Below are 12,069 nucleotides of genomic sequence, written 5' to 3' on the forward strand. Positions count from 1 at the left end.
AATGCATTCGATGGGCCTAAACCGCGCGACGGGCGAGCGCGTGGCGACGTTGCGTCGCCTCGGCCCGCGCGCGCTCGACCGCTTCGGTTTCGGTGACGTCGAGCAAATGGTCGATGACCCGGCTCAGATGGTCGCGCATCGCGTTGCGTGCGTCGACCGGCGAGCGTGCCTCGAGCGCGGCGAGGATGCGGCCATGTTCCGCCATGCGGCTCTCGGTCCCGAGACTACCCGCCTTGACGAGCACTTCGCGCGCGAGCGGCGAGCGAAACCGCATGTCCCAGAAATCGGTGACCGCGGCGATGATGACCGCATTGCCGGTCGCCTCGGCAATGGCAATGTGGAAACGGCGGTCGGCGTCCTCGGCGACCGTGACGTCGCTCTGCTCCATCTGCGCCAGCAGGGCGCGCAGTTCGGCGAGTTGCGCGGCGTCGATCTCGGTGGCGGCGACCGCGGCAACTTCGCCTTCGAGCAGCCGTCGCGCCTCGGTGATCTCGAACGCGCCGATGTCGAGTTCTCGAGTCGCGTCGACCGCACCGGTCGCGAGCACGAAGACGCCCGACCCTTTGCGCGCCTCGACGATACCCTGCATTTCCAAAGCGATCATCGCTTCCCGCACCGTGGGGCGGCTCACCTTGAACCGCTCGGTGAGGTCGCGCTCGGCGGGGAGGCGCGCGCCGACGGGATAGATGCCGTCGGCAATGTCGCTCATGATCGCATCGACGATCCCGCGATACAGCTTGCCGCCACTTTCTGTCTTGCGCATCGAAGGTCTCGTTAATCAGCAGGGCGCATCGACCGCGACGGCGCCGGAAAAATCGACCCTAGCCTAACACGAAGCAGACGCCAATGTCTGACATCTCTCTTGCAAGTGGTCGGGCCGCGACCTAGGCTCGGCAGTGGAAGAGGTGCACAAGCATCCGGAAACAGGACGGTCCCCGCCGAAGGCGCGACCGCGGCAATAGGGCAGGATAGTCGATGAAGGTCCGTACAATCGCAGCGGCGGCACTGCTCGCCACGACGCTCTCGACCGCGGGAACGGCGCGGCCGCCGCAAGCGCGTCAGCAGAATGCACCGTGGCGCGACGTGACGCCGCGCGCCGGGCTGGCCGGCTGGCACAAGGTCGGCGGGAATGCGACGTACGATGTTGCGGGCGGCGAGCTGGTCGGGCGCGCCGAGCCGGGCAAGACCAACAGCTGGCTGGTGTCGGACGCGCAATATGGCGACTTCATCATCGAGTTCGATGCGAAGACCGATCCCGCGCTCAACTCCGGCATGATGATCCGCGGGCAGAGCCGCCCGGATTATCGCAATGGTGTCGTCTTCGGCTACCAGGCCGAGATCGATCCATCGAAGCGTGCGTGGAGCGGTGGGCTGTATGACGAGCAGCGCCGGCAGTGGCTCTATACGCTCGGTCGCAACGAGGCGGCGAGGAAGACCTTCCGCTCGGGCGACTGGAACCACTATCGTGTCGAGGCGATCGGCAACCGGCTGCGCACCTGGATCAACGGCGTGCCGGCGGCGGATGTCGTCGACGACATGGACGCGCGCGGCTTCATCGCCTTTCAGGTCCATGCCATTCCCGATGCCGACGCCGCCCGGCATCCCGAGGCGCGCTTCCGCAACGTCCGCATGATTACCGATCGCCCCGCACGCTTCGCCCTGCCCGAAACCGGACTGGAGCAGCAGGGTTGGCTGTCGAACCGCCTATCGGATGGCGAGCGACGCGCGGGCTGGAAGCTGTTGTGGGACGGCCGTACCAGCACCGGGTGGAAGGCCGCGAAGACGAACGGCTTCCCGACGAAGGGCTGGGCGATCGGCAACGGCCTGTTGACCGTCGAAGGCGCCAACGGCGCGGAATCGACCAATGGCGGCGACATCATCACGACGCGCGACTACAAGGACTTCGAGTTGTCGGTGGACTTCCGCCTGACCGAAGGCGCGAACAGCGGCGTGAAATATTTCGTCGACCCGGACCTGTCGAAGGGGGAGGGGTCCGCGATCGGACTGGAATATCAATTGCTGGACGACGCGCGCCACCCCGATGCGAAGCGCGGGCGCGACGGCAACCGCACGATCGGCTCGCTCTACGACCTGATCGCCGCGCGCAACCTGTCCGATCCGAGCAGCCCCGGCAAGCGGGTCAATCCGCCGGGCGAGTGGAACCGTGCGGTGATCGTCTCGCGCGGGCGACATGTCGAACACTGGCTCAACGGCTTCAAGGTGGTCGAATATGAGCGCGGCTCGCCCGCGTTCCGCGCGCTGGTGGCGCAGAGCAAATACGCCAAATGGCCGTCGTTCGGCGAACGGGCGCAAGGCCCGATCCTGTTGCAGGACCATGGCGATCGGGTCGACTTCCGATCGATCAAGATCCGCGAATATTGAGGGGAATGCACCGATGATCGATCGTCGCACGATGTTGACCGGGGCTGGCGCGGCGCTGGGAGTCGCGATCAGCGCGCGAAGCTATGCCCAGATCAAGGGCGCCAACGACCGGCTGCGCGTTGCGGTGGTCGGCGTCAACGGCCGCGGACAGGCGCATATGAGCGCCTTCAGCAAGCAGCCGAACGTCACGATCACGCACCTCGTGGACGTGGACTCGGACGTGCTCGCCAAGCGCGCCGCCGCCTTTGCAGCCAAGGGCAATAGCGCGGTGAAGACCGAGGGCGACTATCGCCGGTTGCTCGATCGCAAGGCCGTCGACGTCATCACGGTCGCGACTCCGGATCACTGGCACGCCAAGCTGGCGATCGACGCGATGGATGCGGGGCGGCATTGCTATCTGGAAAAGCCGATCGGGATCGCGCCCGCCGAGGGTGAGGCACTGGTCGCGATGCAGAAGCGGACCGGACGTGCGTTGCAGGTCGGCAACCAGCAGCGCTCGAGCCCGGAAACGCAGCAGCTCGGCGCGTTGATCCGCGCCGGTGAGCTGGGCGACATCTACGAGGCGCAAACCTGGTACGCCAATAATCGCGGCTCGATCGGAAAAGGCAACGTCGTCGCGCCGCCGGCCAACCTCAACTGGGATTTGTGGCAGGGGCCGCGCCCGCGCGGCGACTATCGCTCGAACCTCGTCCACTACAACTGGCACTGGTTCTGGAAGTACGGCACCGGCGAGATCTGCAACAACGCGATGCACGAGCTGGATGTCGCGCGCTGGCTGATGGGGCTGACCTATCCGAAGACGGTCGCCGCCCGCGGCGCGAAGCGCTTCCACGCCGGTGATGATTGGGAGATGTACGACTCGCTCGCGCTCGACCTCACCTATGACGATAATCGCGTGATCCGCTGGAAGGGCGAAAGCTGCAACGGACAGCAGATGTACGGCCGTGGGCGCGGGGTGCTATTGCTCGGCACCAAGGGATCGGCGATCGTCGATCGCAACGGCTTCGAACTCTATGATCTGGCCGGCAAGCAGACCCGTCAGGTCAAGGCGGCGGCGACGTCGGAGACGACCGGGACGGTCGGGGAGGGCGTGCTCGACGTCTATCACGCGCGCAACTTCGTCGACGTGATCCGCGGCAAGGCCAATGCCCTGGCGTCGCCGATCGCGGAGGGGCACATCAGCACCACGCTCTGCCACCTCGGCAATATCGCCTATCGCACCAATAGCGTGCTGACGATCGACCCGGCGACCGGCAAGCCCGGCAACGCCGAGGCGATGAAATTGTGGGCGGTCGACTATCAGCCGGGCTGGGAGGTGAGGGCCTGACACAAGCGGCCGTCTCGACCCGCGCGCTCCCGGCGACCGGCGAGCTGTGCTTTGCCGCCATGGGAACGCGCGTCGAGCTGCACCGCTTCGGTGGCGGCGCACCGGAGGCGCTGGCAATGGCGCAGCGGGCGATCGAGCTGGTCGACGACGCACTGACCATTCACCGGCCTTCGTCCGCGACGGCGATGAACGAAGCGCTGCGCCATGGCCGGACCGCCGCGATCGAGGATCCGATCCTGTTCGACGCGCTGATCCAGATCGACGACGCGCGCGACGTGACGGCCGGGCTGTTCGACCCGAGCGTCGATGCGCGGCACGCGTCGTTCGGATGGCGCGACATCCGGCTGGATCGTCGTGCGGCGACGATCGCCTGTGCCGCGCCGATCGCGCTTGATTTCGGTGGTTTCGGCAAGGGTTATGCGCTCGACCGCGCGGCAACGGCGTTGCGTGATGCCGGGGTCGGATGCGCGTTGCTGTCGGCGGGCGAGAGCTCGATCGCCGTGATCGGCGAGCATCCCCTCGGAGGCGAATGGTCGTTCGCGATCCCGGACCCGCGCGATGCCGGACGGCCATTGATCGAGGTCGCGCTGGTCGACGAGGCGCTGTCGGTGTCGGCAACGATCGGCGCCGGGATTGCTGCGCCCGAGCGGGGGGCGATGCTGCGACCGGGCGATGCCACGCCGATCGTCGCGCCGCGCACCGCGGTCGTGATCGACCGCAGCGGCGCGCTGGCCGAAATGTTGAGTACCGCCTTGATCGTGGCGGATGACGCCGCCGCGCGACGGCTGCATGATGGCGCCAGGCGGATGCTCTTCGAGCTTGAGCCTGACGCACCGACCAGGATGTTCGTTTGATGACCGAAAAGACTTTCGATGTGACGCGTCGTACCTTCCTCGACCGTGTGCTGATGGCCACCGCCGGCAGCGTGATGGCCGGTGCGACGCCATGGGCGGCGATCGCCGCCGGCGCCGAAACCGCCGGGGCGGGCAAGGTGCGGCTCGGCGTCATCGGCACCGGCGATCGCGGGCGCGCGCTGATCCAGAACATCGCCAAGACCCGCAATTGCATGGTCGCCGCGCTCTGCGACAATTACGCGCCCAATCTCGGCAAGGCGCGGCAATGGGTCGCGGCGGGCACGCCGGAGTTCAGCGATCATCGCGCGATGCTCGACGCTCGCGGGCTGGACGCGGTGGTGATCGCGACGCCGCTCCACCGGCACGCGCAACATACGTTCGATGCCATGGACGCCGGGCTGCACGTCTGGTGCGAGAAGGCGATGGCGCGAACGATCGCGGATTGCGGGCGGATGGTCGAACGCGCGCGTGCGCGTGGCAAGGTGCTGCAGATCGGCCACCAGCGCATGTTCCACCCTACCTATCTCAACGCATTGCGCCGCGTGAAGGCCGGGGAGATCGGCTCGATCACGCAGATCCGCGCGAGCTGGCACCGCAACAACGCCTGGCGCCGCAAGGTCCCGGCTGACAGCGACGATCGCCGCATCAACTGGCGGTTGTATCGCGAAAGCTCGGCCGGATTGATGACCGAGCTGGCGACACACCAGCTACAGGTCGGCAACTGGTTTCTCGATGGCGTGCCGACGCGGGTGATCGGCTCGGGCAGCATCTGCTTCTGGAAGGATGGGCGCGAGGTCTACGATCATGTCGCGCTGATCTACGAATATGCCGGTGGCCGGAAGCTCATCTACACGTCGCTCCTCAACAATGCGCGATACGGATGCGAGGAGCAGATCCAGGGCAGCAAGGGCACGATCGAACCGGAGCTTGGCCGTATCTATCAGGAAGTGCCGGCGCGCGCGTTGGCGTTGCAGCGGATGCAGGCCGACGTGAAGCGCGGGCACAAACGCACCATCCCGATCGGCGGCGCGACGTGGTTCCCCGAACTGCCGGTGACGACCCCGGGCGAGTCGCTCGGCTGGGGCGAGTATGACGAGACGATGCTCCAGTTCGAAGGCTTCGGCGAGGCGGTGCGCTCGGGCAAGCCGCTGCCCGGCTTGTTGCAACAGGCCTATTACGCCAGCGTGGCCTCGCTGCTCGGCGAACAGGCGATGGACCGCGGGGAGGCGATGACCTGGCCGACCTCGCTGGTTACGATTTGAGGGGGTAATGACGATGACGCATACCGATCGCCGTTCGGTGCTGGGGCTGGGGTTGAGTGCGGGGCTGATGGGGCTGGCCGGCGATGCGCTGGCGCAATCCGTGACCCGCGGCGACGCCCCGACCGAAACCGCCGTCGCCAAGCCGGCACCGGAGGCGAAGTATCGTGTGCCGTTCGCGGTGATCGGGATGGATCACAATCATATCTACGGGATCACCGATGCGATGATCCGTGGGGGTGGGGTACTCACCAGCTTCTACGCGACCGATCCGCAGCAGATCGCGGCGTTCCGCAAACGCTATCCCGCCGCGAAGCTGGCGCGGAGCGAGGATGAGATCCTGCAGGATCGCACGATCAAGCTGGTGTGCAGCGCCGCGATCCCCAGCCTGCGGGCGCCGCTCGGCATTCGCGTGATGCGCGCGGGCAAGGATTATCTCAGCGACAAGGCGGCGGTGACGACGCTCGCGCAGCTCGCGGACGTTCGTCGTGCGATCAAGGAGACCGGGCGGAAGTACGGGATCATGTATTCGGAGCGGCTCGAGGTGCCAGCCGCGGTGATGGCCGGGCAGATGGTGCATGACGGTGCGGTCGGCCGCGTGATCCAGACCATCAACCTCGCGCCGCACCGGTTGTCGGCGCCCAACCGCCCGGCGTGGTTCTGGGACCCGGCGCGCAACGGTGGCATCCTCACCGATGTCGGCAGCCATCAGGCCGATCAGTTCGTCTATCTGACCGGCACCACGCGCGCACAGGTGCTCGCGTCGCAAACCGGCAATTTCGCGCACCCGGAGCACCCGAAGTTCGAGGATTTCGGCGATATGATGCTCCACGGCGATGGCGGAGCGGGCTATATTCGCGTCGATTGGTTCACCCCGGACGGTCTGCCGACCTGGGGCGACGGCCGGCTCTTCATTCTCGGCACCGAGGGATATATCGAACTACGCAAATACGTTGATATCGCTGGAAAACCCGGCGGAAACCACCTCTTTATCGCGGACCGCAAAGGCACGCGCTACATCGATTGCTCGAAGGTGCCGTTGCCGTTCGGACCCCAGTTTATCAACGACTTGGTTGAAGGAACGTCGGTAGCCCAGGATCAGGCCGGCGCCTTGTTGGCAGCGGAGCTGGTGCTGACCGCAGAGGCAAAGGCGACCCGCGCTACGCCGGGTTAATAGAGGCAGCTCGCCGGCACAGTCTCGATCCTGATAAGCCACGTTATGTAAATACCAGCATCGCAGCTCCGAGAATTGCTAGGATGGCAAGCCAGATAGCGCCGTATTTCAGCGTGGTAGCAAATGGCACTCGCCGCGCGACTAGCGCCGAGAGTGGCAGGATCAGCACCAGCAACAGGATGGCAGCCTGTATCGGTACATCGTTCACGCCGACCATTCCCAGCCATCAAACCCGGGCTCAACATTCGCGGGTAACTCAGCGGAAAGCGTGGCGAAATCCATGGACTGGTCCATGTGTACGAGCGCGGTTCGGCGTGGTTGCAATTCCTCGGTCCAGCCGAGCACCGTCGCGAGGTCGGGATGCGTGGGATGCGGACGGCGGCGCAAGGCGTCGACGATCCAGACATCGAGGTTCTGGTAATGTTGCCGCATCTCCGCGGTCATCGCACTGATATCAGTCGCATAGCCGATGACGTGGCCACCGGCTTCGAAGCGTAGTCCTGCCGAGGTGATGCCGCCGTGTGGCTGGTCTACGATGCTGATGTCGATCGTGCCGATGCGAAGTTTATCCGGCAAGTCATTGAGATTGACGGTCGGCGGATAGCCACGGTTGCCTTCGAACACGTAGCCGAACTGACGTCGAAGTGCTGACGCGGTCCGCGGACGGGCGTAGCCCTCCACGGGCTTTCCGAGCGCGTGGTAAACCTGACGAAGATCATCAATTCCAAAGACATGGTCGGCGTGTTCGTGCGTCCAAATTACCGCGTCGAGCCTGTTCACGTCGGCGTCGAGCAATTGCTGACGCATGTCGGGGCTGGTGTCGACGAGGATGCGCGTTCCGTCGTGCTCGATCAAAATCGACGATCTTTTCCGTCGGTTACGAGGCTCTGTTGGGTCGCAGTCGCCCCAGTCGTTGCCGATCCGGGGGACGCCGGAGGACGTGCCCGACCCGAGGATGCGGACCTTCACCGGGGCAGCGTCTTGCTGAAGAGTTTGTGAAAGTTATCCGCTGTATATTCCTGTAATTCCTTAACTTCTTCACCGCGCAACTTTGCGAGGAACGCCGCGGTGTCGGCGACGAAGGACGGCTCCCCCGGCTTGCCGCGGTTCGGAACGGGAGCAAGAAACGGCGCATCGGTCTCGATCAGGAGCCGCTCGCGAGGCAATCGCGCCGCGGTTTCCTGAAGGTCGGTGGCATTACGGAACGTGACGATGCCGGAAATCGAGATGTAGAATCCGAGCTGGACCGCAGCGTCCGCGAAAATACCAGTGCCCGTGAAGCAATGGATGACCCCGGTGTACGTCCCCTGCTCCATTTCCTCGCGCAGGATCGCAAGGGTGTCATCTTCCGCGTCGCGCGTGTGAACGACGATCGGAACCTGCAACGCGCGTGCGGCGGCGATGTGCGCTCGGAAGCTGGCCTGCTGGCGCGCGCGGTCGGAATGCTCGTAATGATAATCGAGCCCGCTCTCGCCGACGCCGACCACACGCGGGTGCCGACCGCGCGCCACCAGCCTGGCGGTGTCGACGTGCGGATGGGCGTCGGCCTCGTTGGGGTGGATGCCGACCGTCGCCCAGACGTCCGGCTCGCGTTCGGCGGTGGCGAGCACGTCATCCCACTCGCTCTCGCGTGTGGCGATGTTGAGCATCGCGGTCACGCCGCGCGCGCGGGCGCGTTCGAGCACCGCCTGCTGATCCTCGACCAACCCCTTATAGTTGAGGTGGCAATGGCTGTCCGCCAGCATCAGGCCGGCTCCGCTTCGATGGGCATCTCGAGCCGCGGGAAGGCCGGGTTCGGGGCGGCGAGCACGAAGCCGGCCGCCGCCTGCCGCGCATACCAGCCGTCGTCGTCGACCGCGGCGTGGGTCCGATCGTTGGCGCCGAGCAGATCGAGCACCCGCCCCGCCCCAGCGGGCACCACCGGCAGGATCGTGATCGCGAGCATCCGGATCGCGCGGACGAGCGTGCCAAGCACGGCGTGCATCCGCTCGGGATCGGTCTTGCGCAGCGCCCATGGCGCCTGCGCGTCGATATATTGGTTGCAGGCGAAGACGCCGCGCATCCACGCCTCGATGCCCTGGCTGAGCAGCAGGTCGCCGAACGCGGCCTTGAAGCCGGCGCAGGCGACGACGACTTCCTCGATCAACTGCGCGTCGGCCACGTCCGCACGGCCTGGCTCGGGAAGCGCGCCGCCGAGGTTCTTGGCGATGAACGACAACGTGCGCTGCGCGAGATTGCCGAAGGCGTTCGCCAACTCGGCGTTGACGCGCGTCACGATCGCGTCGGCGGCGTAGCTTCCGTCCTGTCCGAAGCTCACTTCGCGAAGCAGGAAATAGCGCAGCCCGTCGACACCGAAGGCGTTCGCCAGATCGAGCGGATCGACGACATTGCCGAGGCTTTTCGACATCTTCTCGCCGCGGTGGAGCAGAAAGCCGTGTCCGAAGACCGTTTTCGGCAGCGGGACGCCGGCCGACATCAGGAACGCCGGCCAGTAGACCGCGTGGAAGCGGACGATGTCCTTGCCGATCAGGTGGATGTCGGCAGGCCAATGCGGCATCGGGCCATCGGGGTATCCGGCACCGGTCAGATAATTGGTCAGCGCATCGACCCACACGTACATGACGTGCCCGGGGCTGCCGGGAACCGGCACGCCCCAGTCGAAGCTGGTCCGCGACACCGAGAGGTCGGACAGGCCGCCTTCGACGAAGCGCAGGATCTCGTTGCGGCGCGATTCCGGGCGGATGAAGTCGGGATTGGCGGCGTAGAAGTCGAGCAACGGCTGCTGGTATTTGGACAGCCGGAAGAACCATGTCTCCTCCGCGGTCCAGGTCACCGGCGTGCCCTGCGGCGAGAGCTTGGCGCCCCCTCCCCCCTCCACCAGCTCCTTCTCGTCGTAGAACGCCTCGTCGCGCACGGAATACCAGCCCTCGTAGCGATCGAGGTACAGGTCGCCCGCCGCCGCCATGGCGCGCCACAACGCCTGGCTGGCGACGTGATGATCGGGGTCGGTGGTGCGGATGAAGCGATCATAGCTGATATTTAGCGCGTCGCACATCACTTTGAAATGTCCTGACATTTCGTCGGCGAGCGTGCGGACCTCGACGCCCTTGTCGCGGGCGGTCTGGACCATCTTCAGCCCGTGTTCGTCTGTGCCGGTCTGGAAGCGGACGTCGCGCCCGGCCTGCCGCTGGAAGCGTGCGATCGCGTCGGCGGCGATCGCTTCATAGGCATGGCCGATATGCGGACGGCCGTTGGGGTAGCTGATCGCGGTGGTGATGTAGAAGGGCTCGGCCATGGCGCTTCACTAGGGCGTGAGATCGGCGGCAACAAGGACCGTCGTCGGGCTACGCGTGCGAAGGGCATGTCGACACATGCCGTTCGGCCCGTGCGGGACGCTTCGTGGCAGATTGAGCAGATATGGGCCCCTGCCTTCGCAGGGGCGACGGCGGTATTGCCGAGGTTAGCGGATTGACGGGGCGAGGCGCGCGACGATGCCGGTCAGTTCGTAGACGGTGCCCTGCGTGTCCAGTGACAGGCTGCGGGCGGCGGCTGCCACCGAGCGCGCCTCGTCATAGGCATCGAGCGCGGCACGCAGATCGGCACCGACGCGCAAGGTGGTCATGCGCGCGATGACGGTGGGGACGCGATCGAGGAACGCTTCGTAGCGGGGCTGCGCGGCCTTGGGCGACAGGGCACGCGCAAGCGCGGCGCGGCGGGTGAGCATCGGATCGCCATCGCGCCCGATCGCCTCCACCGCCGTATCGAGCGCGCCGAGATCGAGCCCGGCATAGCCGATCGCACGGCCGGGCGCGCCCTCCCCGATCCGCACCAACGCCGCGCGCTCGTCGGCGTCCGCTTCGGGCAACGCTTCCGCGAGCACCCCGGCCATGTCGGCGTCGTCGAGCGGGTCGAACCGCAGCAATCGGCAGCGCGAGCGGATCGTCGGGAGCAGCCGGCCCGGCGCGTGGCTGACCAGCAGGAAGATCGTTCCGGCGGGCGGCTCCTCGAGGCTCTTCAGCAGCGCATTCGATGCGCCGGGACGTTCGAGATCGTCGGCGGCGTCGATCACGATCACGCGGCGCGGCGACAGCGACGGCATCGTGCCGAGGAACGGGCCCAGGCTGCGAATCTGGTCGACCGTGATCGACCGCGCGAGTTCGTCTTCCTTGTCCTTCTTGGCGAGCCGCCGCAGCACGCGCAGATCGGGGTGCGAGCCCGCCGCCATCAGCTTGGCCGCGGGGTGATCGTCCGGGACGTCGAGGCCGGGCGGTAGCGCGCCGGGCGTCATCGCATCGGCGAGCAGCCGCAGCGCCGCGGCCTGTGCGAAGGTGGCCTTGCCGACCCCGAGCGGTCCGGCGAGCAGCCAGGCATGGTGCAGCGCGCCGCCGGTGCTGGCCGCCAGAAACGCCTCGATCGCGGCACGGTGGCCGCGCAGCGCCGTCACGGCAGCAAATCCGTCAGCGCGTCGAGCATCGCAGCGGTCACCGCAGCGGCGGGCAAGGCCGCGTCGATCCGGCGGAATCGCGCCGGGTCATCGGCAGCGAAGGCGTCAAAGGCCGCGGCGACCGTGGCGTGGAAGCGTGGATCGCGGCGTGCGAAGCGATCGGCGGCGACGCCATCGCGTGCGGCGGCGCGCGCGGCACCCATCTCCGCCGGGAGCGTGAGCAGGAAAGTGCGATCGGGGAGCAGCCCCGCCGCGCCGAACGCATGAAGCGCGACGATCGCGGCATCGTCGATCTCGCCCGCAGCCCCCTGATACGCACGCGTCGAGTCGATGTAGCGATCGCAGATCACCCAGCGCCCCGCGTCGAGCGCGGGGCGGATCACTTTCTCGACATGATCGGCGCGCGCGGCGGCGAACAGCAGCGCCTCGGCGCGTGCGCTCCAGCGGGTTGCATCGCCGTGCATCAGCAAGGCGCGGATCGCCTCCGCACCCTCGCTGCCCCCCGGTTCGCGGGTCACGACGGTGTCGATGCCGCGTTCGGCGAGGGCGGCGGCGAGCGCGCGGACCTGCGTCGACTTGCCCGCCCCCTCCCCGCCTTCGAGGCTGAGGAACCGACCGCTCGTCATCCC

At 66.8% G+C, this 12,069-nt stretch carries 12 protein-coding genes; 5 read left to right on the forward strand and 7 right to left on the reverse strand.

Annotated elements, in window-relative coordinates; all coding sequences use genetic code 11:
- Positions 1-16: 16 nt before the first annotated feature.
- A complete protein-coding gene (locus PGN12_11965) occupies positions 17-763 on the reverse strand; it encodes a FadR/GntR family transcriptional regulator (protein ID MEH3104612.1) in 747 nt (248 codons plus the stop codon).
- A gap of 212 nt (positions 764-975) precedes the next feature.
- On the opposite strand from PGN12_11965, the gene PGN12_11970 reads away from it, so the two are divergent.
- The 5 genes from PGN12_11970 to PGN12_11990 are packed head-to-tail and all read left to right on the forward strand — an operon-like array spanning position 976 to position 6,996.
- Positions 976-2,382 (forward strand): DUF1080 domain-containing protein, encoded by a 1,407-nt coding sequence (locus PGN12_11970; protein MEH3104613.1) that lies wholly within the window; start codon positions 976-978, stop codon positions 2,380-2,382.
- Between the two features lie 13 nt (positions 2,383-2,395).
- Entirely contained in the window at positions 2,396-3,709 is a 1,314-nt protein-coding gene (locus tag PGN12_11975; GenBank protein ID MEH3104614.1) for a Gfo/Idh/MocA family oxidoreductase, read from the forward strand.
- A gap of 59 nt (positions 3,710-3,768) precedes the next feature.
- Positions 3,769-4,563 carry an FAD:protein FMN transferase gene (locus PGN12_11980; GenBank protein MEH3104615.1) on the forward strand — a complete coding sequence of 265 codons (795 nt, stop codon included), beginning with the start codon at positions 3,769-3,771 and terminating at the stop codon, positions 4,561-4,563.
- A complete protein-coding gene (locus PGN12_11985) occupies positions 4,563-5,825 on the forward strand; it encodes a Gfo/Idh/MocA family oxidoreductase (protein MEH3104616.1) in 1,263 nt (420 codons plus the stop codon). Before PGN12_11980 ends, PGN12_11985 begins: the two co-directional genes overlap by 1 nt.
- Positions 5,826-5,838: 13 nt before the next feature.
- Entirely contained in the window at positions 5,839-6,996 is a 1,158-nt protein-coding gene (locus tag PGN12_11990; GenBank protein MEH3104617.1) for a Gfo/Idh/MocA family oxidoreductase, read from the forward strand.
- Positions 6,997-7,039: 43 nt separating this feature from the next.
- Here the strand turns inward: PGN12_11990 and PGN12_11995 are convergent, their stop codons facing one another.
- The 6 genes from PGN12_11995 to tmk all read right to left on the reverse strand — a co-directional run bounded on the left by PGN12_11995 (position 7,040) and on the right by tmk (position 12,066).
- Positions 7,040-7,204, reverse strand: coding sequence for a hypothetical protein (locus tag PGN12_11995; protein ID MEH3104618.1), 165 nt, complete (start codon positions 7,202-7,204; stop codon positions 7,040-7,042).
- Positions 7,201-7,965 (reverse strand): MBL fold metallo-hydrolase, encoded by a 765-nt coding sequence (locus tag PGN12_12000; protein MEH3104619.1) that lies wholly within the window; start codon positions 7,963-7,965, stop codon positions 7,201-7,203. The genes PGN12_11995 and PGN12_12000 overlap by 4 nt, the downstream gene beginning before the upstream one ends.
- The gene (locus tag PGN12_12005; GenBank protein MEH3104620.1) at positions 7,962-8,741 is read right to left on the reverse strand and encodes a TatD family hydrolase; all 780 of its coding nucleotides are present in this window, start codon (positions 8,739-8,741) and stop codon (positions 7,962-7,964) included. The genes PGN12_12000 and PGN12_12005 overlap by 4 nt, the downstream gene beginning before the upstream one ends.
- A complete protein-coding gene (metG, locus tag PGN12_12010; GenBank protein ID MEH3104621.1) occupies positions 8,741-10,291 on the reverse strand; it encodes a methionine--tRNA ligase in 1,551 nt (516 codons plus the stop codon). The genes PGN12_12005 and metG overlap by 1 nt, the downstream gene beginning before the upstream one ends.
- Positions 10,292-10,456: 165 nt before the next feature.
- Positions 10,457-11,440, reverse strand: a complete 984-nt coding sequence (locus PGN12_12015; protein MEH3104622.1) for a DNA polymerase III subunit delta' — start codon at positions 11,438-11,440, stop codon at positions 10,457-10,459.
- Positions 11,437-12,066 carry a dTMP kinase gene (tmk, locus tag PGN12_12020; protein MEH3104623.1) on the reverse strand — a complete coding sequence of 210 codons (630 nt, stop codon included), beginning with the start codon at positions 12,064-12,066 and terminating at the stop codon, positions 11,437-11,439. Before tmk ends, PGN12_12015 begins: the two co-directional genes overlap by 4 nt.
- Positions 12,067-12,069 lie beyond the last annotated feature (3 nt).

It is taken from the genome of Sphingomonas phyllosphaerae, assembly GCA_036946405.1.
In the GTDB taxonomy this organism is placed as follows: Bacteria; Pseudomonadota; Alphaproteobacteria; order Sphingomonadales; family Sphingomonadaceae; genus Sphingomonas; species Sphingomonas phyllosphaerae_D.